The sequence below is a fragment of the Maridesulfovibrio sp. FT414 genome (genome assembly GCF_050916235.1).
Taxonomy (GTDB): Bacteria; Desulfobacterota; Desulfovibrionia; order Desulfovibrionales; family Desulfovibrionaceae; genus Maridesulfovibrio.
The window spans coordinates 705,001-728,224 of record NZ_CP104854.1; the positions used below are offsets into that span (position 1 = coordinate 705,001).

At 50.5% G+C, this 23,224-nt stretch carries 18 protein-coding genes; 6 read left to right on the forward strand and 12 right to left on the reverse strand.

From position 1 onward, the window contains the following. Window positions 1-157 precede the first annotated feature (157 nt). Window positions 158-1,219 (forward strand): FUSC family protein, encoded by a 1,062-nt coding sequence (locus tag N7E73_RS03185; RefSeq protein ID WP_432737511.1) that lies wholly within the window; start codon window positions 158-160, stop codon window positions 1,217-1,219. 3 nt (window positions 1,220-1,222) lie between these two features. Here the strand turns inward: N7E73_RS03185 and N7E73_RS03190 are convergent, their stop codons facing one another. Further along, window positions 1,223-1,927 carry a lipid-binding SYLF domain-containing protein gene (locus tag N7E73_RS03190; RefSeq protein WP_432737513.1) on the reverse strand — a complete coding sequence of 235 codons (705 nt, stop codon included), beginning with the start codon at window positions 1,925-1,927 and terminating at the stop codon, window positions 1,223-1,225. Between the two features lie 284 nt (window positions 1,928-2,211). Here N7E73_RS03190 and N7E73_RS03195 point away from each other — a divergent pair, with 284 nt between their 5' ends. Both N7E73_RS03195 and N7E73_RS03200 read left to right on the forward strand, forming a co-directional pair. After that, a complete protein-coding gene (locus N7E73_RS03195) occupies window positions 2,212-3,105 on the forward strand; it encodes an AraC family transcriptional regulator (RefSeq protein WP_432737514.1) in 894 nt (297 codons plus the stop codon). Window positions 3,106-3,133: 28 nt separating this feature from the next. Further along, a complete protein-coding gene (locus N7E73_RS03200) occupies window positions 3,134-3,595 on the forward strand; it encodes an AraC family transcriptional regulator (RefSeq protein ID WP_432737516.1) in 462 nt (153 codons plus the stop codon). Between the two features lie 60 nt (window positions 3,596-3,655). Here the strand turns inward: N7E73_RS03200 and N7E73_RS03205 are convergent, their stop codons facing one another. The 3 genes from N7E73_RS03205 to asnS all read right to left on the reverse strand — a co-directional run bounded on the left by N7E73_RS03205 (window position 3,656) and on the right by asnS (window position 6,905). After that, window positions 3,656-4,537 (reverse strand): hypothetical protein, encoded by an 882-nt coding sequence (locus N7E73_RS03205; protein WP_432737518.1) that lies wholly within the window; start codon window positions 4,535-4,537, stop codon window positions 3,656-3,658. Window positions 4,538-4,598: 61 nt separating this feature from the next. Further along, window positions 4,599-5,480 (reverse strand): helix-turn-helix transcriptional regulator, encoded by an 882-nt coding sequence (locus N7E73_RS03210; protein ID WP_432737520.1) that lies wholly within the window; start codon window positions 5,478-5,480, stop codon window positions 4,599-4,601. A 36-nt stretch (window positions 5,481-5,516) separates the two neighbouring features. Further along, window positions 5,517-6,905, reverse strand: coding sequence for an asparagine--tRNA ligase (asnS, locus tag N7E73_RS03215; RefSeq protein ID WP_432737521.1), 1,389 nt, complete (start codon window positions 6,903-6,905; stop codon window positions 5,517-5,519). Between the two features lie 284 nt (window positions 6,906-7,189). On the opposite strand from asnS, the gene N7E73_RS03220 reads away from it, so the two are divergent. Next, on the forward strand, window positions 7,190-7,687 hold the full coding sequence (locus N7E73_RS03220) for a rubrerythrin family protein (RefSeq protein ID WP_432737522.1): 498 nt from the start codon (window positions 7,190-7,192) through the stop codon (window positions 7,685-7,687). Window positions 7,688-7,954: 267 nt separating this feature from the next. Continuing rightward, the gene (ftsY, locus tag N7E73_RS03225) at window positions 7,955-9,733 is read left to right on the forward strand and encodes a signal recognition particle-docking protein FtsY (RefSeq protein WP_432737523.1); all 1,779 of its coding nucleotides are present in this window, start codon (window positions 7,955-7,957) and stop codon (window positions 9,731-9,733) included. Between the two features lie 131 nt (window positions 9,734-9,864). Here the strand turns inward: ftsY and N7E73_RS03230 are convergent, their stop codons facing one another. After that, the gene (locus tag N7E73_RS03230) at window positions 9,865-10,692 is read right to left on the reverse strand and encodes a pseudouridine synthase (RefSeq protein ID WP_432737525.1); all 828 of its coding nucleotides are present in this window, start codon (window positions 10,690-10,692) and stop codon (window positions 9,865-9,867) included. 197 nt (window positions 10,693-10,889) lie between these two features. On the opposite strand from N7E73_RS03230, the gene N7E73_RS03235 reads away from it, so the two are divergent. Next, window positions 10,890-11,798, forward strand: coding sequence for a DMT family transporter (locus N7E73_RS03235; protein ID WP_432737527.1), 909 nt, complete (start codon window positions 10,890-10,892; stop codon window positions 11,796-11,798). 135 nt (window positions 11,799-11,933) lie between these two features. Here the strand turns inward: N7E73_RS03235 and N7E73_RS03240 are convergent, their stop codons facing one another. The 7 genes from N7E73_RS03240 to N7E73_RS03270 all read right to left on the reverse strand — a co-directional run bounded on the left by N7E73_RS03240 (window position 11,934) and on the right by N7E73_RS03270 (window position 23,141). Next, complete coding sequence (locus tag N7E73_RS03240) at window positions 11,934-13,013, reverse strand: NAD(P)H-dependent flavin oxidoreductase (RefSeq protein WP_432737529.1); 1,080 nt, start codon at window positions 13,011-13,013, stop codon at window positions 11,934-11,936. A gap of 249 nt (window positions 13,014-13,262) precedes the next feature. Further along, window positions 13,263-14,450: an L-2-hydroxyglutarate oxidase gene (gene lhgO, locus N7E73_RS03245; protein WP_432737530.1), complete on the reverse strand. Its 1,188-nt coding sequence runs from the start codon at window positions 14,448-14,450 to the stop codon at window positions 13,263-13,265. A 71-nt stretch (window positions 14,451-14,521) separates the two neighbouring features. Beyond that, window positions 14,522-17,428 (reverse strand): PD-(D/E)XK nuclease family protein, encoded by a 2,907-nt coding sequence (locus N7E73_RS03250; RefSeq protein WP_432737532.1) that lies wholly within the window; start codon window positions 17,426-17,428, stop codon window positions 14,522-14,524. Continuing rightward, window positions 17,425-20,601, reverse strand: a complete 3,177-nt coding sequence (locus N7E73_RS03255; protein ID WP_432737533.1) for a UvrD-helicase domain-containing protein — start codon at window positions 20,599-20,601, stop codon at window positions 17,425-17,427. The genes N7E73_RS03250 and N7E73_RS03255 overlap by 4 nt, the downstream gene beginning before the upstream one ends. Before the next feature lie 68 nt (window positions 20,602-20,669). Then, on the reverse strand, window positions 20,670-21,179 hold the full coding sequence (locus N7E73_RS03260; RefSeq protein WP_432737534.1) for a hypothetical protein: 510 nt from the start codon (window positions 21,177-21,179) through the stop codon (window positions 20,670-20,672). A gap of 44 nt (window positions 21,180-21,223) precedes the next feature. Continuing rightward, a complete protein-coding gene (locus N7E73_RS03265; RefSeq protein ID WP_432737535.1) occupies window positions 21,224-22,201 on the reverse strand; it encodes a tyrosine recombinase XerC in 978 nt (325 codons plus the stop codon). Beyond that, complete coding sequence (locus N7E73_RS03270) at window positions 22,176-23,141, reverse strand: diguanylate cyclase domain-containing protein (RefSeq protein ID WP_432737537.1); 966 nt, start codon at window positions 23,139-23,141, stop codon at window positions 22,176-22,178. Before N7E73_RS03270 ends, N7E73_RS03265 begins: the two co-directional genes overlap by 26 nt. Between the last annotated feature and the right edge of the window lie 83 nt (window positions 23,142-23,224).

Below are 23,224 nucleotides of genomic sequence, written 5' to 3' on the forward strand. Positions count from 1 at the left end.
TTGAAAGATTGGTTGGGGGAATGGCTTAACGGTGCGGGTTGCAAGTGAAACAAAATACCTTCAAAATGCACTTGCTTTATTCGGAACAAGACACATATTACAGCTCTTCCAAAACCCACTTTAATTGTATATTTTCTAACTCATGAAAAATGAACTTATGAAACGCTTTAGTCTTGGACCACAGAAAGACCATATCATACACGGCCTTAAAACCGGAGTTGCGGCAGTTATTGCCTATTACGCAGCTGAACTCTTTGACCTCAAATACGGCTACTGGGCAGCCCTGTCGGCAGTCATAGTCATGCAGGTTAACGTTGCTGATTCCATAACCATGTGCTGGTACCGCTTTTCAGGAACAGCAATCGGGGCATTCATAGCAATCCTGTTCATGCTAATATTTCCTCCAACCCCGGTAATGAGCGTTCTGGCATTATTTCTTTCGGTTGCTTTCTGTGCGTACATGACCAAGTACAATAACCGATACAAAATGGCCGCAATCACAACAACAATCGTACTAATGGCCAGCCTTGGCGAACCTGACCGCATCCAGTTCGGGATGTTTCGGGTAATTGAAATCAGTCTAGGAGTAGCCAGTGCATTCCTGACAAATATAGCAGTCTGGCCGGTCCGCGCTGCGGAAGCGTTAAAAAAAGACCTGCTTAAACAGTTCGAAGAATGTGCAGACAACTACGAAATGCTTATGCATTGTTTTCTGCAACATCAGACGGGGCTGGCTCCAAGCCTGCTTGATGTCTCCAATGCCCGGATGGCAAAGAACAGGGAAACCTACTCCAAGGTTATCCGGCTCGAAAGTCTCATTTATATGGAAGATACCGAGTTGCTTGGCATGAAAGTGGAGATCCTCGAAAAATGCGCTTCCCATTTACGGTCCATGCTGAACGCCCTGAACAATGTTCAAGGTGAAGGCTATGACATCATAATGAAGAACGAATTAAGTGAGCTGGCTTCAACCACATCCAAGGCAATGAGAGCGATTGGAGCCAAGCGGATACCTGACGAAAAAAAATTGCAGAACGCACTGACCAAAGCGCAAAATAGACTCGAAGAACTGAGAAACGAGGGTGTGACTAAACGCTTTTACCTTCAAAAGCTGATTCAGTTTTTCGCGTTTTACCACAGCGCGGAATTCATCTGCAAAGATATCCTGCGGTATACCCGCGAAAGAAAACGCATCAAGAACACTAAACAGAAGCAGTAGTAACTAGAGACCGATCAGACTCAACAATAACACGTCGGCTTCTGGCTTATCAAATTTGTGCGTCGTCAGCAGCTCTTTGACGCTTACATTTTCGCCGTAATATCTTTTATTGAAATCCGGGCTGACCATGAACGCCCCTGTTCGATAAGCCATGCCGCCGAACATTCCCGCCTGATACACATGTGCGAAGACATTACCCTCTGCGTCAAACGATCCCCGGTGCGAGTTATCGTTCAGATGTCCGATGGCAAGATCAGCCCCCATGGACAACTCAATTTTGCCTGCAATCGCATCATCAAGGGCTTCCTTGTCCATAAGAAAAACCACCACGGTCTTTCCTGCCACGCCACCCTGCAGCCCGATATCAACCCCACCAAGATTAAAAAAAGCCGGCCCGTTCCAAAACCCGGTATCATCTTTCGCACAAAGGACTCCAGGCCCACCTTCAGCCCCAATCATAAATGCGGCCTTGTAAACATCTGGAAAGATGAACACCCCTTTGGCCTGATCAAGAAGGTAGTCTATTGTCGCCCCGTCCGTTGATTTCCTCATCTGGTTCAACGCACATGCTGCCGAATCAACGATCTGCTGAGTAGTGGAATTGGAACGGCTGACGCACGGGCTGCAGGTAATTTTTTTGAATGAATTACATCCCCCGGCAGTCATCAGGACTAAACAGGTCACTATGGCGACGATTGTCTTTATCATGTGCACATACTAAACTTATTAGTCACTTGCATTCAACATGAATCTTTCAGCTCAAATTTCTGTCTCGCATAATTTATATTCGAACATCCGCGTATTCAAAAACATCCAGCACACATCACTCCATTTAACATACTAAAATAACAACTTTTATATTCTAATCTTAAAAACGCATGCAGTGCATAGTCAACACCAGACTAATTCCAAATGATAAAAAATGTCATGACAAGCCCTACTCGAATGTGTTTATTACAACTGAACACAGCAAAACATTAAAGGGAAAATAAATGTCTACGCTTTTGCAGCCATACAACGAGAGGATGATGGAAGTACTGCTCCATATTCAACGCAACCTTGACGGCGACCTGTCTCCTGAAAGACTGTCGGAAATAGCGTGCTTCTCGGTTGCCCATTTTCATCGCACGTTTAAAGGGATGATAGGGGAAAGCCTGAAGGAACATGTCAGGAGGCTCCGCCTTGAGAGAGCAGCCTATAAGTTATGCTACACCGATCTTTCAGTCATGGACATCGCCCTTGATGCAAGATTTGAATCGTCCGAGACTTTCAGCCGGGCCTTCAAGAAAAGGTTCAAAGTACCGCCCAGCGAATACAGGGGAAAATCCCGCGAAATGATAAGTCCTGAGGGCAACGGCAAGATCCACTACAGCCCTGAGCCTAGTGTAAAAGGGTTCAAAATGGATGAGTCACCGCTTCAATGCGAAGTGGATATCCGGATTAGAGAAGAAACCCGAGTCGCCTTCATCCGGCATATAGGTTCATACTATGATGTCATGAAAGCCTGGGACAGACTCTGCTCATGGGGAATCGGACTGGACCTCCTTAGCGAATCCACCGAATACCTTGGACTATGCTACGACGACCCGGACATCACACCGGAAGGCAAAATCAGATATGATGCCTGTCTTTCATGTCAAAGCGAAGAGGATGCACCCGCAGACATCGGATTTCAGATTATTCCGGGCGGTAAATATGCCGTGACCACCTATTACGGAGCATACTCCGGCCTGCACGATGCCTACCGGGAACTATACGGAAAATGGCTGCCATCAAGCGGATACCAGATAAAAAACAGCTTGGTCTCATTTGAAAAATACATCAAAACATCGGATGACATTAACTCTGACGATGTGGTTACTGAAATATGGCTAGGAGTCTATTAACTTAAAACAGATACAACGGAGAAACAAAATGGACGTAAAAATCTGGACACTGGATCCTGAAAAAATGGCATATGTGGAACATGTCGGTCCTTATACTGAAGTGGGCAAGGCCTGGGAAAAACTCTGTGACTGGGCAGGTCCTAAAGGTCTTTTCAATGAAAAAACCAAATTCTATGGCGTATACTATGACGACCCGGGACAGGTAGCCCCCGAAGATCTGCGTTCTGAAGCTTGCATTACCGTGGAAAAAGAAGAGGATGCGCCTTCTGATGTCAAGTTCAGGGATTTTCCCGGCGGCAGGTATGCAGTGACCGTGCATCTGGGACCATATGAAAATCTGATGGAATCGTGGACAAAATTCTATATGGAGTGGCTGCCGCAGAGTGGAATGGAGCACGCAGACTCCCCCTGTTTTGAGCAGTACATGAACTGCCCCAAGAGCACAAAACCCGAACATCTGGTAACAATTCTTCTTATGCCCCTGAAGTAATCAGGACAAAAAAGCGCCCCGCTGCCATACTCTCTGGCTGCGGGGCGCTATAATTCGGTACTATTTCAGGCCGACTATCAGCAGTTTATTTTCCAACATCATCGGAATCCAGAGCCTTTTTCCTTTTGCATCAAGATAAAAATCAGCCGGTCCGCCAATTTTTTCTTCCAGCTCCAGAGTGGATGACTTTCCATTTTTGGGGTCAACTTGGATAAGAACACCCGACTTTTTAAATTCGATCCAGTCAGAAACAATTACTTTACCGTCATGCAGGGCAATCCCATCATAGAACCCGTCTTTGAAAAAAACCTTCTCACCCTTAATTTTCCCAGCAACAATACGCCCCTTGCTTACAAAGCCGTTTGGCTTGTGATCCTTTCCGAAGGAAGCAATATAAACATCGCCGTTTTCCTGATCGACTGCAATTCCGTTTGGTCCGAAGAGATCCATATCTGATTCAAGCTTGCTAAAAGAAGGATTTTCCCCGGTATTGACCAGATAGACATTGCCGGTATCGGTGGCTGAAACAAGCAATTGTTTGTCCGCGTAGACGGCTATGTCATTGAGGAACGAAGTGCCATCTGCGGAGAAATCCAGCTCGAATACCTTTTTACCGTCTGAAAGATCAAATCCTTTGATGCGGTCAATATCCGCTACATAAAGAATACCGTCCTGAACGGCCATGCCTTTGGGAGCATTCAGCCCTGTTACATACCGACGTTCAACAACACTGCCCTCGGCTGTGAGTTTGGAGATATATCCATCCCCATCGCGATCCGTGGGGTTCAGTTTTTCACCGACATTGGAAACATAAAAATAAGTTCCGTCAGAAGTTACGCTTTCCGGAGAGGAAAACCCGTCCACTTTGACTGTTTTTGTTGTACATGCAGCGAACTGCACCACGACCATTACAATAATTAAAGCTAAAACATGCCTGCGCATAGTTTCCTCCTTGGTTTGTGTTGGAGAAAACCTAGCGGAAACAGAATTTCGCTGCTTCTGTTTACAGTCCAGATTTTGATGAATTCAGTTCAGAACGATATTCGCTGGGAGTCATCCCATAACGTTTACGAAACAGGCTGCTGAAATGGGAAAGGCTGTCATAGCCGGATTCAAAGGAAATTTCGGTGATATTCTTACGGGAATTGCGAATAAGCTGGGCCGCCCACGATAGACGCCGTTCCCGAATCCAGCGGGCGGGAGTGGTACTGTAAGTCCTGCTGAACTCACGCTTGAATGAAGAAAGGCTGCGTCCGGACAGTTCAGCAATATCTTCAATGCTGATATTTTTATTGAAATATTCCTCCATAAGCGAGGAAAGGTCGCTCCTGATCTCATTGCGACATGAACGCAGAAAGGAAACGAATTCGTCGTTCCCCTCAGAAGAACAGAGGTAATGCAGCAATTCCCTGACCTTGAGTCTCAGGAAATCGTCATCGCGCCCCAGGGCAGAGCCGAAAAGCTGAACCATGGAAGAAAGGAATGTCCTGATCTGTTCGCTGACTGCAATGCGGAACACTGCCCTGCTTTCCGTTAGAGCAGGTCCGGGTGCAGAATCAAGCTGATCAACAAACCCGGAAAACATGGAGTCGTCAAAGAAAAAAAGGACCGTATCAAAAGATCCCCCACCCTTCGGAACCATTTCCGACATAAGATGGCAACCCTTGCGGCAGAAAAAAGCCTCCCCCTTTTCCAGAACAATATCCCCGTCTGCTGAATGTATATATTTTGTACCTTCGAGAATAAAAACCAGCGAATGCTGTGATACACATACCTCATGGCGGACTTCCGACTCTATGCTGCGGTATTGGACAAAAGTAATCCCGCCCAGAGCAATGCTCGGAATGCTGTTGGAACGATGTATGTGGCGAGGTATGGTAATCATATAAAAAAGGGCCGCACATGGCGGCCCCTTGTATGTCTAAAATTCAAGGTTCTTGGGAGTTCTGGGGAACGGAATGACGTCACGGATGTTTGTCACACCGGTCAGGAGCATGAGCATACGCTCAAAGCCCATTCCGAACCCGGCATGAGGCACGGTTCCGAAGCGGCGGCTGTCGAGATACCACCAGTAATCTTCACTTGCCATACCGATTTCGGCAATTCTTCTTTCAAGAACATCGAGACGTTCCTCGCGCTGTGATCCACCGACGAGTTCACCGATTCTGGGGACCAGCAGGTCCATAGCAGCAACTGTTTTGTTGTCGTCGTTTACGCGCATGTAGAACGGTTTGATCTCTTTGGGATAATTGTAAACGATGACCGGTTTCTTGAAATGATTCTCGGTAAGGTATCTTTCGTGCTCGGTCTGGAGGTCTTCGCCATATTCCGGCCGATACTCGAACTTCTTGGCATCCTTACAATTCTGGAGCAGGTTGACTGCATCTGTGTATTCAATACGCTCAAATTCATTATCAAGCGTGTTGCGCAGCGTATCCATGAGAGTCTTGTCCACAAAGTTGGCGAAAAGAGCTATGTCGTCCTCACACTTTTCAAGGACATGGCTGATCAGGTATTTCACCATCTCTTCGCCCAAGTCCATATTGTCGTCGAGATCGGCAAAAGCAACTTCGGGCTCAATCATCCAGAACTCTGCAGCATGGCGCGGAGTGTTTGACTTTTCAGCACGGAAAGTCGGTCCGAATGTGTATACCTGTCCCAATGAAAGCGCATACATCTCAGCTGAAAGCTGGCCGGAAACAGTAAGGCTTGCCTGTTTGCCGAAGAAATCGTCGGCAAGCTGCTCTTCCTTTTTCCTGGTCAGCCCTGCATAATCAAGGGAAGTCACCCTGAACATTTCACCGGCACCTTCGCAGTCGGAACCGGTTATGATCGGAGTATGAACATAGAAGAATCCCTTGTCGCGGAAAAATTTGTGAATGGCATAGGATAATTCTGAACGAACGCGGAACATGGCGCCGAACTTGTTGGTACGCGGGCGCAGATGGGCGATGGTCCTCAGGAATTCGTCGGAATGGCGTTTTTTCTGCAGCGGGAAAGTTTCCGGATCGGCATAGCCGAGCATTTCAATTGCTTTGCCCCGAACTTCCCATTTCTGGCCCTTACCGGGAGACTCGATAAGTTCTCCGAGCACTGACACGGAAGCCCCGGTAGAAATTTTCTCCAGCTCAGCTTCAATCTCCGGGGTATGGTCAATGATGACCTGCACGTTCTTCAGGCAGGAACCATCGTTAATTTCCAGAAATGAAAAACCTTTACTGTCCCTTTTGGTGCGCACCCAACCCTTGACCAGAATCTCGGACACAGAGTTTTCAGCATTCAGGATATCCTTTACGCATGTTCTTCTCATAAAAAGTCTCCAATCACTTCGTTTTGCAAAAGATGTAGCTTCAAGCCGTGCAAATTTCAACAAACTTATTTGCACTTGAGCTGGCTTGATCAATAATGATACTGACACCAGTATCATGATCCTAGTTTTTGCTTCAGAGATATAGATTGATAGCGAATTTTAAAAAAATAACTTTTCTTAAATTTTATGCTTGACCTCTTTATCAGTAATCGTTACTAATACCTTCAAGCAACAAGGAAATTATTTTTAACTCATATACCACTGTAACTAAAAGGAGAATACCAATGTCCAAGACTCTCGAAAATCTGAAAGCAGCATTCGCAGGTGAATCCCAGGCCAACCGCAAGTACCTCGCATTTGCAGAAAAAGCAGAAGCAGAAGGTAAACCCGGTGTAGCAAAACTCTTCCGTGCAGCGGCAGCCGCAGAAACCATTCATGCTCACGCACATCTCAGACTCATGAAAGGCATAGGCTCCACAGAAGAAAACCTGAAGCAGGCAATCGAAGGCGAATCTTACGAATTCAGCTCCATGTATCCTGAAATGATGGAAGATGCCAAGGCAGAAGGTGAAAATGCTGTACTTCGCTACTTCGGTTTTGCCAATGAAGCTGAAAAAGTTCACGCTGAACTTTACACCAAGGCTCTTGATGCAGAAGGAGACGTTTTTGCTGAAGCCGAGTTCTACATCTGTTCCGTATGCGGCCACACTCAGGATGGTCCCGCTAATGAAAAGTGTCCCATCTGCGGAGCTGCAGCCAAGGCATACAGCAAAGTAGACTAGACTTTTCCTCAATTTTCACATCTATTCAGCCCCTCACGCTACACCGCGTGAGGGGCTGAACCAGTTTAAACCGTCCCCGATACCGCCGATTCTCATTACCTACATTATTAGATAGAACAAAGGGCCTATTGCTGCCGCAAGACTGGACGGATTCAATCCAGTTCTTATATAAAACGTGCTGAGAAAAAGGCCTGCTTCAGACGGTTGCGCATCCTGAGCTACTGCGCTATCTTCGCCTGTTCAAAATAGACTGCAAAGGGGATTTCAATGGGATTCTTTTCTAAAGTAAAAAAATTATGGACCAGCCCGGAAAAAAGGGCTGAACAAGCCCTGAAAGATTATCTTGGTGATGATTACAGTGAATCAAAGGAAGAAGCACAACCGGAGGCAAAGGCCACGCCAGAGCCTGCCCCGGCACCTGACCCCGCCCCCATCCCAGATCCGGAACCGGTAGTAAAACCGGAACCGGAAGAGCCGGCAATTACTAAACCAGCGCATACCCCGGCACCTGAAATTTCGCCCGAAATCCCGGAAGAACCGGTTGCAGTTGCACCCGCGCCGGAAACTGAGCCGGAAGCAGCCTCCAAAAAGGAAGAATCAACTGCAACAGAAGAACCTGTTGATGAAATTGCTGCTGCAACCGCCATTCCTGAAGAGCCGAAGGCACAAGAAATTTCCGAGCAAGCAGCTGAAGCAGTTGTTGAAAAGGAACCTGTAGCAGCTCCTGCTTCCGAGTCAGAACCGCAAGCAGCTCCGGAAGTGAAACCGGAACCAAAACCTGTTGCAGCAAGGCCGACTATTCTTGAGCCGGTGATGCAGACCGAAGCAAGGCCAGAAGAAGACAAACCCCAGTGGCAGCGCGACCTGACCAAAGCTCTGCAGCAGGCCGAACCGCGCCTGTCCGTATGGCTGGGTCTCATTCTTGAGGGAATCGAAGAAGCTGGTGACGACCTTTGGAACCGCCTGTCCTTCCTGCTGACAGCTCTTGAAGCTCCCAAGGAGGAAGCTGTAGACTTCATCAGCCGTTTCAAGGACTGGCTGGAAGAAATGGACTACGAGTATGTAGAAGAATTCCGCTCCGAACTCCAGTATCGCCTGGCTCTCGCCCTTGAACTTGAGGATGAGGAAGATGAGCGCAGCAGACTCTTCATCAAGCTTTCCGAAGGACTGAATAAGACACGCGAGCAGATAACCAAGCGTATCGACTCCATGCTTACCACCCACTCGGCATTTGATGACGGCTTCTGGGAAGAATTTGAAGAAATCCTGATCATGGCCGATGTGGGATACGAAGCGTCCATGGAACTGGTTGAACGCATGAAGGACCGGGTCCGCAAGTCAGGTGAAACCAACCCGGAAAACTTCAAGAACCTCCTGCGCGATGAACTTGATGAAATTTTCAAGGTTCCCAGACGCATCAAGGCCTTCAACCCGCCCGAAGTCGTCATGATGATCGGAGTTAACGGTGTCGGAAAAACCACCACCATTGCCAAGCTGGCACACCGAGCTCAGATGCAGGGCCGCAAGGTTCTTATCGTTGCAGGTGATACCTTCCGTGCTGCGGCCATCGGCCAGCTTGAAGTCTGGGCCCGCCGTGTGGGTGCCGGATTCTACTCCAAGGAGGAAGGTTCCGATCCCGCTGCAGTAGCCTATGAGGCCATCGACTACGCAATCAAGAACGGTTACGACCTGATGCTTCTTGATACTGCCGGACGACTTCATACCAAGACCAACCTTATGGAAGAGCTGCACAAGATTCGCCGGGTACTCGGCAAGAAGCACGATGAAGCTCCGCACCGCAGTGTACTGGTCATTGATGCCACCACCGGTCAGAATGCACTGTCACAGACCAAGCTCTTCAATGAGGCAATCGGTGTTGACGAACTTATCCTGACCAAACTTGACGGAACAGCCAAGGGAGGGGTCATGATTGCAGTGACCATGCAGCACAAAATACCAATCACCCACGTGGGTCTTGGAGAAAAGATGGAAGACCTCAGGCCATTCAACGGTGAGGACTTCGCAAAAGCCCTGCTCCTTTCATAAGTATTCCCGATCCAATAAACACAAATTCCCCCTGAAGCCTGCTTCAGGGGGAATTCTATTTATTCGAAACTAGCCAAGTTCCTTGACTCGAACATGTAATCAAACGAATAAATAGTCATAGCCAAAACAATCTACCATTCAGGGTCGCACTCCGCCTCAAAACCGGGAAAGGCAATGCGTCGATGATGCAGGTACATCCGCCCGCTTTCTCCGTCAGCACCATACAGTGGATCTCCGACAATCGGATAACCGGCATGGGCCAGATGTGCCCTTATCTGGTGACGCGCCCCCTTGGAGATGCGAACCCCAAGCACAGCGGTTCCGTCCCCATCAACGTTCAGGATCTCAGCCCTGGTCCAGCGCAACGGTTCATCCTCTTCATCCAGAACCTTTGTGCGTTTACGGTCTGCTGTATCAAGCCTGTTCTTCACGGTAAAATTTCTTTCTGGCGCTCCGTGCACGCGTGCAAGGTAGAACTTTTCCACCTGCCCGGCATCCTCATATTCCCGAAACATTGTCTCCCTTTCCGCACCAAAAGCCACCAGCAGCAAACCAGAAGTCAGCATGTCCAGCCGATTGACCAGAATAGCTTTCGAATTATGCAAAAGGTCGTTAAGGCATTCTTCCGCAGTGGGCTCAGGACTTCCAGCCACCCGCGCTGAATGGATGAGATCTGGCTTAAAGACCGCTGCGTAAGCATCGGTTTGAGCTATAACGGCAAGCCGGGAGGCAATCTCCGCAGCACAACTGCGGGTATCCTCTTTCAACAATGCAACTTCTGCCCCGGAAAAGATTTTGAATCCGGTCTTCCGAGGTCTTCCGTTAACAAGGACAAAGCCGTTTTCAATAAGCCTTCTGCGCTGACGTAATCCACTTTCAGGAAGCAGCTCGGTCAAAAATTTATCAAGCCTCATCCCTTCGTGGAAATCCAAGGCCGTTTTTACGTCAATTTTCTTCAATTTTTCTTTGTCCCAACATGCTAAAAAATTTGTATTGCTACCGCTTAACGCCGGGCTTTACGCAGATAGTAAAAGAGCCTACAACTTCCGGGAGCGGTTTCTAATAACAGAAATCAGACCACCAGAACACGGGCCCTCCTAAACAGTGCACCCCGGTTCAGCAAGTATAAAAATCCTTTTATAAAACGAGACATGCCGTGAACATCAAGGGTTGCCTCCTCATTCTCACCGCCGCCGTCATGTGGGGACTGATCGGTCCCGTTTCCAAATTTCCACTTGAACAGGGAGTCGCTCCGCTTGAAAACTCATTCTGGCGGGCCATTTTTGCATGGATGCTTTTCGCTGTCCACGCCTGCCGCATCCGTGCCATTAAAATTGAACGCAAAGATATTCCGCAGATCATCGTCTTCGGGTTTGTGGGGGTTACCATTTTCTATGGATCATACCAGTTTGCAGTACAAGAGGTCGGAGCAGCGCTATCTTCGGTACTGCTGTACACTGCACCGGCCTGGGTTGCAGTTATGTCGTGGCTGCTGCTGGGGGAAAAAATGGGCCCGATCAAGATCGCCGCGCTGGTCATAACCATCAGCGGAGTGGCCTGTGTTTCACTCGGTCCGCAGATTTTCGGAACCGGTGGGGATATAAAATTCACCTGGTTCGGAATCATCTGCGGGCTTACAACCGGGTTCACCTACGCCCTCTACTACATCTACGGCAAGACAATTTTTGCCCGCTACACAACTCCGACCATATTTCTCTACGCGCTCCCCATCGGGGCCCTGTGCATGACCCCGTTCTTTGAATTCACCACCAAAACAACAACCTCGTGGCTGAGCCTTATTGCACTGGCCCTCATCTGCACCTACGGGGCCTACTCCGTCTACTATGCGGGGCTTAAGTACCTTGAGGCAACCACTGCCTCGGTTATTGCAACCATCGAACCGGTCATGGCCGCTCTTCTGGCCTGGCTGTGGTGGAATGAAAGCTTTGACTGGACCGGTTATCTCGGCAGCGCAATGATCATTTCCGCCGTACTCATGATGGTCATGGAGCAAAGAATCGAATCAGGTTTCCGTAAACTTTCCTTGTGCCGGATGCAGGCCTGATCCTCACACGCTATACTCAACCAAGAGAGATTGCTGTGGAAGGAAGGTAACAATTTTATTCCAGAAACTTCTGACAAATAAAAAAGGCGTCCCGAAAGGAACGCCTTTTTTATTTATTCTGGGCATATCCGTTTTCTAGCGGCCACAGGCCCTATCGAATTCGGATTTAAGATCGGAGAACAGTTGCTGAACGGAAATGATTTTTTCGGTTCTCCAGGCATTTGAACCGGCAAAGGCAAAACCGTTCTTCAGCTTTCCGCGCTGAGCATTGATAAGCGCGGATGCAATGCAGTATGGGCTATCTTCAACTTTACAACTCTTGATGCAGTGGAACGGGCATTTGAAGGGAGATTTTTTACCGTCACTGACAGCCTGCAGGAAATCGTTCTTTACAGCTCTTCCGGGAAGTCCGACCGGACTCTGGATGATCGCCATGTCCTCCTTGGTGGATTTGACGTAAGCCTGCTTGAACTCATCATCGGCATCACACTCATGGGTGGCCACGAAACGGGTACCCATCTGGACTCCTGCTGCACCCATATTGAGGTACTTGCAGATGTCCTCGCCGGAATAAACACCGCCGGCTGCGATTACGGGAATGGTTCTGCCGGTCTTTTCTTCAAAGGGCTTAACTGCCTTGATAACTTCAGGGAGGATATTTTCAAGGGCGAACTGAGGATCGTCGAGCTGCTCACGCTTGAAACCGAGGTGACCGCCAGCCATGGGGCCTTCCACGACAAAAGCGTCAGGAATATAATCGAATTTGGAAATCCATTTTTTGCAGATAAGAGATGCTGCACGACCGGAGGAAACGATGGGGACCAGTTTGGTCTTTGCTCCTTCGGTGAGATATTTAGGCAGATCCAGAGGCAGACCGGCACCGGAGAAGATCACGTCAGCGCCTTCCTTAACGGAAGTGGAAACCATATCGGCAAAATTGGACAGGGCAACCATGATGTTTACCCCGAGAATGCCGGAAGTCATTTCCTTGGCTTTTCTGATTTCTTCGGTAAGCGCATCGATGTGTGCTTTGGCGTGGTCCCTACCGCCGTTCTTGCTGGTAAGGCCGATCATGGCTGCGGCAATAACGCCGATACCGCCCTCTTTGGCCACTGCGGAAGCAAGGCCGGAGAGAGAGATTCCCACACCCATACCACCCTGAATTACAGGCACTTTGGCAACGAGGTCGCCAATTTTGAGCTGAGGAAGATTCATACTTAAGTTCTCCTGTTGCAGTATATGTTAAAGCTGCCCCTTCCCTGTAGCAATGCTAAAGTGAAACAACTACGGGGTGATGATCTCCCTAGATACATACACCCCTGTATTTATTGCTTTCGAGCAGCTTTTATTTCCGAAGAAAGTATTTTCCTGTCTGGAGATTTAAGTCAAGTCTTTTTTATTGTTACAGTTAAGCAACAACAATGTTACTTCACACCTGTAGCAATGCATTTTCACTTACATACTTTACTGTATGTATTTCTCCACAATCATTTCAGCAAAATACATGGAGCTGGTAAATGCAGGAGAAATTGCATTCAGTACATGCACGCTCTTACTGTCACTTTCGACCAGAAAATCCATGACAAGTTCATTGCGCTTAATATCAACCAACTGTGGTCTGATACCTACTTTCGGTGAACCTTCAATGTCGTCAGGGCTGAGTTCCTTGACCAGTTCCTTAGCGTCGTTGAAAAAGCACTTGAAAAAGTACTTGCGTGGTTCCTCAAAAGCAATGGACCGAAACTTCGGATTCCTGAAAAACAGGATAGCATCCCTGAGCATTATATCAAAGGCTTCTTTATCCAGACCGCTCAATATTCCGTAATTCTCGCGCCCGAAAGCGGGGATGGCTGTGGGACCGAGGTACACATCACCGGAAGCCCCGCGGGTAAAATGGATTCCCAGAAAGGGATTCTTGATGTTCGGAACCGGATAGATACTACCGCGGATGGTGTGGGCCTTTTCCTTTTTGAGTTTTTTGTATATGCCCTTGAAGGGAATGAGCTGGTAACCTTCGCCGAACCCGAAAGGACTGGCAACCTGATCGCTGTATGCCCCGGCGGCGTTGATGAACAGGCCGCAGCTGATTTCGCCCTTGTCTGTAACTATGACGTTATTATTTGCAGTTATAAAGCGCGTCCCAAGCATAAAAGAGACTTTCCCACTCAGTTGCAGATCATTATACAATGACTTCATCACTGCTTTGGGGTCAACCACAGCGGTGTAATGGGAAAAAAGGGCTTTGCCGGCTGTTTTTGCATTGGGTTCTATTTCGGAAAGCTGCCGTTCATCGATGATTTCTACTTTTGCGCCGTTTGCAGTTGCTCGATTGTATAATTCATGCAGAGTGGGCAGTTCTGATTCATTGCGGGCAACAATCACCTTCCCGGTTTGCAGAAGGGGCAGGTTCCTTTCCCTGCAATATTCCTTCATTCTGAAATTACCGGAAAGGCAGGATACAGCCCGCAGACTTCCGGGAGCATAGTATATTCCGGCATGCAGAACGCCGCTGTTACGGCCGGAAGCATGTTTGGCGATGTCAGTTTCCTTATCAATAATCAAAATATCCTTGTATCCTCTGGAAACAAGCTCCCGGGCCACTGTCAACCCGACAACGCCCGCTCCACAGATGAGAATTTCAGCAGTCTTCATTATATTTCCTTTTTTCGTATTACGGAAACGTCAATGCAACAATCAAAGTTACATTGATTTATCGGTTGAAATCACGCCCCGCAGGCATCCCTGTAGGGGCACCACTGACACTGCCCGGACCTGATGGGCCGGAACGACTCTTCCTTGAGCATATTGTTGATGATCAGCGAGGTCAGGGCCGGAATCCCTGTTTCAATCAGATCCTCCCGATCTCCGTCGCTCATCTTGGAATCAAAAAGTTCTTTTTCCTGCCCGTCCTTGACCAGTTCCACAAGTGCAGCCTGCCGTGGTATTTCCTCTGAAGTCTGGTGGTCCATAATCAGGTAAAGAGGAAGCTGCAAACTGTCGGCACCAGCCTTGATTTTTTCGAACAGGGGGATGCCGTCATAATACATGGCCTGCGGATCATCCAGAACAGGCCCCCAGACGAACTCATCTTCCCAGAACGCCTTCCGGGGCAGATGCAACCTTCCGGTCTTGTAATCAAGCACATGGCGTTCACCAGCCCGCAGGTCCACCCGGTCTATGCGCCCGCGGATACATACCGGAAAGTCATCCAGATCGATTACGGCCCGGGATTCCGACTCCAGCGACACAATGTGGGTTTCCCCCAGATTCCCAAGGAACAGGGACAACCTGTTCTGCCCGGCCCGGGATAGGGACTTCTTTATATCATAGGGAAGATTCGGATACAGGGAATCCCGTTCCAGCCTGCAAAGGAAAAGCTCATTCAGCTCTGCGACACTCAGGTCTTTACCGCATATGTCCTTTCCGACATGCGGAGCCAGAAAGTCCTTGAGGACTGAGTGGATAAGATCCCCGAAACCGGCCCGGTCGCCGTCCTGATCCACAGTCGCGCTTTCACGCACATTCGACAGGTAACGGAAGAAAAAGTTCTTCGGGCAGCCCACATAACAGTCGATGGCCGAAGGAGAAAGGCCCTTGTTTTTAAGCATGCTGCGCAGCTTTCCGAGCACCGGTTCCTTGGGAATCGCAACAGGAGCATTGGTAATTGAGCCGACAGGAAAACTTACCGCCTTCAGGGGGAACCTATCTGAGGGAGTAATTATCTCCTTGCGCTGCTGCTCAATCTCCCAGAGAAGCTGCTCAACAAATCGGGAACGCACGCTTTTGGAATCCAGCAATCCGGGCTGCACCCCGCTCTGATAAAAAATGCAGGACTCCTCGCTGCCCATGATCAGCCTGTAGAAGTTGTATGTCGCAACCGACTCCCTCTCCCGCGAATCAGGCAGGTCCAGCAGATGCCGCAGCTGGTCGGGCAGCAACGGATCATAAGGGTCAGTACCGGGCAGCTTTTCATCGACAGTATCGAGGATGAAAGTGCGCTTGAAATTCAACAGACGGCTTTCAAGCATCCCCAGAACCTGCATGCCTGAAATGGGGTCCGGTTCAAATGAGACCCGCTGTGCGGAAAGCAGCTGCCTGAATATGGCAAAACAGAGTGACCTGCCGAAGACTTCATTGCTGATTGAACTTTCCCTGAGTTCCGGAATGACCTCATTCAAAAGCCGGAACAGGCACTCGGAGTCCATGAGGTAACGATTCCAGAGCGTACCGCCCCGGCGGCGCAGCATCTCCCCCAGTTCCTGCATACTGTCGGCAAGCTCGGACAGGGTCTCAATGTCACGGAAACCGTCCATGCAGATGTGCACAACCTCCGCCCGCAGCTCCTCCGTAATATCCGGGTTATCCACCAGATTGCCGTTGTCGTCACTGTAGACCGGAACAAAATCAGCAGCAGACACAAAGGGAGCACCATTACGCAACACGGTTTCCCACTGGTGGAAAATCGTACGCAGGGGCTGGTCCCCGTCAACCTCCAGCATCTTCAGGTAAGGGTGACGGATCAGGGTCAGGATATCCTTCCAGTGATAGTCGCGACCGTTGCGGTTTTCCTGCAGCCTGAGGACCGCCTGCAGCAGACCGTTCAAAGCGGACCGCTCAAGGGGATAGCCCATACTGATGTTAACGTCCTGTTCAGGCAGGTGGTGCATTACCGGAAGTAGCAGGGACGTGTCCGGCAGGACCACGGCACAATCCTCCACCTTCCTTGAGCACAGTTCAGTGCGCATGGCCGCAAGCTGGGAATGCCGGTCAAAGCCCTCAAAAAATTTCAGTTCCGGCAGTGCACAGCTTCCCTCTGCCGGATGATCGCTGACGGCATCGGCCTTCCAGTCTCGCAGCCAGAAGCGATGCTCGCGAACGGCGAAATGCCCCTTGCCGCCAGCAGCAAGAGCGGGGTCGCTGTGCCAGACGATCCGGAGCCCCTCCTCTTCCCAGAGGTGGCGGAAAAAGAGCTCTTCCACTCCGCTCATGCCGTAAAATCCGGCCAGATACAGCTGCCTGTCACCCAGAACATCCTGCAGCCGGTCGAGATTCTTTACCAGCGTCTGGCTTTCCAGCCCTGCTGTGGTCCAGCCCCGCTTATCAAGTTCCTCGAGATAACGAACGTAAATGATTTCGATCTCAGCCAGCAGTGCGGCGGCCCACTCCAGCACCTCGCCCTGAAGCATGGTCAGGTTGCGGGGCCTGATGTCCTGCCGCAGCAGTTCCTCCAGCAGCGAAGCCAGCCGTGTGCCCCAGGGGAAAAAGAGCTGCAGGTCTGCCGGCATCCTGGAAAGCGGTCCCTTTGACTCTGTACGCAGTTTCCCAATTATATCAAAGAGCAGCCCGACCTGATCAAGCCGCCCTATCCTGCGCGAAAACTCGCCGGTGAGCTTCGGAATCAGCCGGGAAACGAAATCTGAAAAGGAATATATCTCCGGCAGGATGCACGGCTTGGGCAGGTTTTCCGCTGCGGCAAGGGCTTTCTTCAGATACCGCGCCGGGCGATGGTGCGGTACTATGACCGTAACCCGGCCCAGATCCCCGCCCGACTCATCAATTATGAGCGAACTGAGATTGCCGATAAAATCTTCCTTCCACGAAATGATGCGGATCGGTGCGCGGCTGCTCACAATGTCACCTCCCGGGTAAATCTGCCGTCGAGATAGACAAGCACACCTTTGAGTTTTTTGGAATCTGCATACATTTCATGCAACAGCTTCAGATACCTTTTGACCTGAGCCTCGTTTTCCGGGCTTGGCTGGCCGGTCTTGTATTCAACAACCAGTGCCTGCCCTTCTTCCAGAAGCAGCAGGTCGGCGCGATGGGTTTCCCCGTTCCGGTCCATGATGGCAACTTCCGGCCTGCCGTTGGCGATGGCCCGGCGCACCTCGGGAATGGACAGAGCCCAGATTCCCATGGCCGCCACTTCCGGCACCAGCACATCATGCTCTTCAGTCACCGCCGGAAATTTTGCGAATGCGGCCTCGGCACTGCGCAGGCAGTCGGCTTCATCGTCGCCGGTCAGGATCAGATTCTCCATTGCATTGTGGGCCAACTCTCCTCGCATGCGGGCATCGTAGGAATAATCCTCAAGGTTGTGCCGGTAGACACGCAACCTCGGCAGCCAGCCCATAAGTTCGGACGAAGCCGGTTCATCGATCTCAACGGAGCATTCATCGGGAACATCGGTCCTTGTTTCGTCAGTCATCTGCACCCGGTCTTCAACCTTGCCGCCCTGCGGTTCAACGCCGTACTCAAGAGTCCCCTTGTCGTTGAAATCCTCAGCAAGGATCATTTCAACAGCCGCAAGAGCAGGAGTAACCCCTTTGATCTTTTCCGAGGGCAGGAAACCGTACAGTTCCTCCCCGGCCCGGGTCCAGGCCACGTAAAGAAGGTTCAACTGTTCCGTGAACATGCGGGTGCGGTTCTCGTAATAAATATCACCCAGCGCGCTGCTCATGGTGGTCAGCATCCGCCTGCCGTCTATTTCTATATCGGTAAAATCAGTATCCGAACCGGAAACAGCCCAGTTGTGGAAGGGAACCACAATAACCGGGAACTCCAGCCCCTTGGATTTATGAATGGTCATGATGCGCACCGCATTGACCGATTCCGGCAGGGGCACTTTCTCCTCGGCAGATGAGGTTTCCCAGAAATCAAGAAAGGCTGCCAGAGACGTTCCTCGCTTCTCCTCGGCAAGATGGACCACTTCCAAAAAACGGCGGATATAAAGTTCATCCTGCGGATTCTCTTTAATCAGCCCGAAACGGGAGACCATTTCGCTGGCAAGGTCGTACGGGGTCATCAGCCCGGATTTCCTGAGAAACGGCGACAGGTGCTGTCCCCAGAAATCAGGAAACTGCTCGGCGAAACGAATATACAAGACTCCCCTGTCCCTTTCGGCAAGCCACTTGAAAAGCTCCTCGTGGGATATGCCGGAGACGGAACCGAAAATTTCCTTTCCGCAGATGAATTCAAGGAAAGCAAGATCATCCTGCGGATAGTCGAGGAACTTGAGCAGGGAAACCATCTGGCGCACCAGCGGATGGCGGTCCAGCTGCAGGCTGTTCTCGGTTATCACCGGAATGGCTTTGTCCACCAGCCAGTCACAGACCAGTTGTGCATGGGTATTGGAACGCACAAGGACGCAGATGTCCTCGTATTCCCTGCGTCCGGTCAAATCGTCCATGAGCAGGTCAAAGTTGCGCCTGGTCTCCTCCAATATTTCCGGTGCGGTGGCGGCAAAGACCTTCTGCAGTCGCACGTATCCGCCGGTACGGTCCTGTCCGGGCGGCAGCTTCTGGGAAGCCCCCTCAAAGGAGTGGGCTATCTTACCGGCAAGCTCAATCTGCTCCTCTTCCGGGGCATTGGGATAAAGCACTTCGGAAAGATCAAGCGCAAGGTCATAGTCGGCCAGCGCATCAAAGAACCTGTTGTTGAAACCGATGATGTGCTCAAGGCTTCGCCAGTTGTATTCGAGGTTTCCGGGAATGAATTCCGACAGGCCGGCAAGATCGGGGTCCTGCCCGACTCCGTCGAACAATTCGGACCGCCCGCCGCGCCAGCTGTAGATGGCCTGCTTCACATCGCCCACGTAAAAAAGGCTGCCGCGTTTGGAAAGACATTCGATCGCCAGCGGAATCATGGCCTGCCACTGGGCAAGGCTGGTATCCTGAAATTCATCAATCAGCAGGTGATGCAACCGGGAACCCATGCGGCAGAAGGCATCGGGCAGGGCACTGCCGCCTTCAAGCACGTAGCTGGCAACCTTCGGCAGGTCGGAGCTCAACAACATTCCGTTGCGGGTCTGGTATTCGATGATGTCTGCACGGATTTCATCGACAATGCGCACAAAAGGAGCCAGCGCGTAAGCCCCGCGCAGGATCATGGCCTTGTCGCGGTAGTTCTCATGGGCGGCTTTCAGGTCGAAATAAACCTTTTCGTGGTAGGACCCCACATCCTCCTTGGACTTCTTGTTCACGCAGTCACGGAAGCTGTCCTTGGCGAGCATGGTCGAATCCTTGGGCTCACCCATGAACTCCAGCCCGGCGGCATGGTCGAGATATTTTACCAGATGCGCAGAAGCCGCCAGCTTGTCGGTTTTAATCACCTTCTGCATGGCCGCGACAGCTTTCTGGAAGGCATCAAAATGAACCTGCAGAAATCCGGCGATTTCCTCCTGATCCGTGACCCGTTCTGCAGGATTGTCGATCACATATTCCAGTATGGAATTAAGACGCAGGCGCATCTGCTCGGCCAGCCAGAATCCCTGCTTATCCTCGTTGAGGATCAGGCTTTCAACGGCGTCGTCCATCAGTTCCCTGCACCGTTCATCCCCGTCCTCGCACTGAGCCAAAAATTTGTTGAAATTCGGCTCAAAGAGAACTGCGGGATCAAAATGCAGCTCAAATTCGGGGCTGAGACCAAGCTCAAGTGCGAAAATGCGTACCAGCAGATTGAGCAGGCTGTCGATGGTACGGATGTTCAGCCGGTTGTAACGCTGGAGAATGGGAGTGAGCTGCCGGGCGGCAGCCTGCGGGGTCCAATCTCTCCCAAGTCCGTCGCCGGGAACATCAAGTGCCCTGTTCTTGAGGGAACGTATCACACGCTCCTTCATCTCGGCAGCGGCCTTGTTGGTGAAGGTCACAGCCATTATTTCAGGCCAGCAGTATCCACGGGCCTGCGAAGATTTGCAGACCGGAACCGTCCCCTCCTCCTGTGCCCCGGCGAGCAGGGACAGGAAACGGGCTGTAAGTTCGTAAGTCTTTCCCGACCCGGCGGATGCTTTGACCTGTTTGAGCATATTGATCCTTTATAATTCCATCACGCCGGAGCATTCGGTGCGCCACTGCTAAAAGCCGGAGGCATCATTTAATCCTTCGGCTTTTCGACTTCAACGGCCTCTTCTTTCGGAGCCGAAGCGGCCTTCTTGGGCGCTGCTTTCTTGGGCGCAGGTTTCTTGCGCTTGGCAGTCATTATGGATTCGAGTTTTTCTGCGGCAGCCTGAGTATCAGCGGCATCGCCCAGATAGTGCATTTCACCCTGAGGGGAAATCCAGTGCCAGCCTTCCGGTTTCTTGAGAATTCTTGCCCCTTTTGAATCAAGAAAATCCTTATATGAAGCCTTTTCCAGACTGTCTTCAATCTGCTGATTCAGTTTGCGGCTTTCTGCAATGATCTGGGTATGGCGGAAAATTTCAAAAGCGCTGTGGATAAGATCAAAGGCCGGATCTTCCATTTCAATTTTCTTGGAGGTAAGGTCCTTTTCAAGCTGGGCCAGATCCTTTTTCAGAGTACGTATTTCAAAAAGGGCATCCTTTCTGGCCTCCTCACTCTTGGCTTCAATGGCATTGGTCACAGTGGCTGCGGTCTGCTTTTTCATGGAACTTCCTCCGATGTTGATGAATTAACGAATTGTTTTCCGGTTCAAAACTTTAAAAACTGATCCTCATCCTCTTCCTTTGGAGAATCCGGCGACTGATTCCCCGCCAACGGGTGGGCCCTGTCATATACGTTCATTATCTGCTGCAGGTTGAGATGCGTATATCGCTGGGTAGTACTTAGATGCTCATGTCCCAGCAGTTCCTGAACGGAACGCATGTCCGCCCCGGACTGGAGCATATGCGAGGCAAAGCTGTGCCTGAGCATATGCGGATGCACCCCGCCGTAAACCCCGGCCTGATCCGCCATGCGGGCCAGAATGCGGTTGACCTGCCTGCGGTTGATGCGCCCGCCCCGGTTGCCGACAAACATAGCCTGTTCCTCAAGGGCAGGACCAAGCTCGTTGCGCACGGCCAGATAATCATTGATGGCTCTGCGGGCGGCATCGCTGAGTGGAGAAAGACGCTCCTTGTTGCCTTTACCGGACACCCGGACAACCCCGCTTGAGGTATCGGCGTCAAACAGGTTCAGGGAAATAGCTTCGCTGACCCGCAGCCCGGAACCGTAAAGCAGCTCAACAATGGCAATATCCCGCTTACCCTCAGGCTCGGCCCCCACATGGGAATCCATGATACTTATCGCCTGATCCACATTCAGGGAACGCGGATGCCTGATCTCCTGCTTGGGATTGCGGATTCCCACCATGGGGTCGCGGTCAATGAACTTGTGCCGGACCATGTACTTGAAAAAGGAACGCAGTGAAGAAAGCTTGCGGGACATGGAAGACTTGGCCAGCCGCTGACCATGCAATTTCGCCAGCCATGCCCTGATGTGATCCGGCTCTATGCTTCCGGGAGCGGAAAGGCTTTTACGGCGTTCCTTGAGAAAATCCTCGAACTGGCCCAAATCCTTTTCATAGGAGATAAGTGTAGCCTTGGATGCTCTTTTTTCGACATCCATATAAGCCATGAAAACCTGAACAGGCTCAGGCAACGCATCAGTTCTTGCGGCGGTCGAGGACATAGCTGCTCTTCGGGTTTTCCTTGGCTTTCTTTTTGAGTCCCATGGCAATGGCCGAAGCTTCGCCGTAATGTTTGAGGCTTCCATCAAGATTGAAGACTACGGCAATGGAAATGGCCATAAGCGGGAATGTCTGAATATTTCCCTGCCTGTCCGTGGACACAATGGATTTCCGCTTGCGGTCCTCCATATCATAAAAATTCGGGACAATCCCGTCGAAGGAAAAAATGATGCGCTGACAGACTTCTTCTATGATGTCCGGTGAGGTTATTACAACAAAGTCATCTCCACCGACATGACCGACAAAAGTCTGCTCTCCGGCAAAACTTTTAACCGTATTCACGATAATTCTGGCACTCATCATGAGCACCTCATCACCGCGCGAAAAGCCGTATTTATCGTTGAAAGATTTGAAGTAGTCCAGATCGCAATAAGCCAGGGCAAAGTCCTGCCTGCGATCAATAAGACTCTGGATGCGCTGAATAATGGACGTGTTTCCGGGAAGCTTTGACAACGGGTTTGCGTCCAGGGCCCGTGTGGCGCGGCACAGGGTCAGGTTCACCCGCTCCCTGACAACAGGTTCAAAGAAAGGACGGAGCAGGAAATCATCCACCTCCACCTTGTCCCAGTCCCAAGGCTTCTCAAAATCGGAATCATCAAGGCAGACAATGACAGGCAACTGACGATAGACGTTTTCGCTCTTCACCAGCCGGGCGAGCTCAACCGCAGGGACATCATCAAGTCTGTTGTCAACTATAAGCAGATCAGGCGGATCATTAAAAAGGTGCTCTACGGCACCCTTCGCTTTTGAATAATAAGTAAATTCGAGCACATCCTCAGGCCAGATACTCAAGATCAGCTCTCTAAGCTTTTCATCTGGCGAAACTAGGATGGCTCTCTGCCTGGAGAGGCCCAACAGGCCGTGATTCTTATTCTTGTCCATGGGCTACGCTTACCACTGCTACAAGGCAACGTCAAAGGCTGACTGCAGTTTCAGGCCCAGCCGAATACAGACAAGAAGATGGA

Coding starts and splice junctions, on each gene's coding strand:
- N7E73_RS03260 (WP_432737534.1), bottom strand. CDS start 21,179: ATGAAAAAGCAGACCGCAGCCACTGTGACCAATGCCATTGAAGCCAAG.
- N7E73_RS03270 (WP_432737537.1), bottom strand. CDS start 23,141: ATGGACAAGAATAAGAATCACGGCCTGTTGGGCCTCTCCAGGCAGAGA.
- N7E73_RS03265 (WP_432737535.1), bottom strand. CDS start 22,201: ATGTCCTCGACCGCCGCAAGAACTGATGCGTTGCCTGAGCCTGTTCAG.
- N7E73_RS03185 (WP_432737511.1), top strand. CDS start 158: ATGAAACGCTTTAGTCTTGGACCACAGAAAGACCATATCATACACGGC.
- N7E73_RS03205 (WP_432737518.1), bottom strand. CDS start 4,537: ATGCGCAGGCATGTTTTAGCTTTAATTATTGTAATGGTCGTGGTGCAG.
- N7E73_RS03200 (WP_432737516.1), top strand. CDS start 3,134: ATGGACGTAAAAATCTGGACACTGGATCCTGAAAAAATGGCATATGTG.
- N7E73_RS03190 (WP_432737513.1), bottom strand. CDS start 1,927: ATGATAAAGACAATCGTCGCCATAGTGACCTGTTTAGTCCTGATGACT.
- N7E73_RS03255 (WP_432737533.1), bottom strand. CDS start 20,601: ATGCTCAAACAGGTCAAAGCATCCGCCGGGTCGGGAAAGACTTACGAA.
- N7E73_RS03220 (WP_432737522.1), top strand. CDS start 7,190: ATGTCCAAGACTCTCGAAAATCTGAAAGCAGCATTCGCAGGTGAATCC.
- lhgO (WP_432737530.1), bottom strand. CDS start 14,450: ATGAAGACTGCTGAAATTCTCATCTGTGGAGCGGGCGTTGTCGGGTTG.
- asnS (WP_432737521.1), bottom strand. CDS start 6,905: ATGAGAAGAACATGCGTAAAGGATATCCTGAATGCTGAAAACTCTGTG.
- ftsY (WP_432737523.1), top strand. CDS start 7,955: ATGGGATTCTTTTCTAAAGTAAAAAAATTATGGACCAGCCCGGAAAAA.
- N7E73_RS03195 (WP_432737514.1), top strand. CDS start 2,212: ATGTCTACGCTTTTGCAGCCATACAACGAGAGGATGATGGAAGTACTG.
- N7E73_RS03210 (WP_432737520.1), bottom strand. CDS start 5,480: ATGATTACCATACCTCGCCACATACATCGTTCCAACAGCATTCCGAGC.
- N7E73_RS03240 (WP_432737529.1), bottom strand. CDS start 13,013: ATGAATCTTCCTCAGCTCAAAATTGGCGACCTCGTTGCCAAAGTGCCT.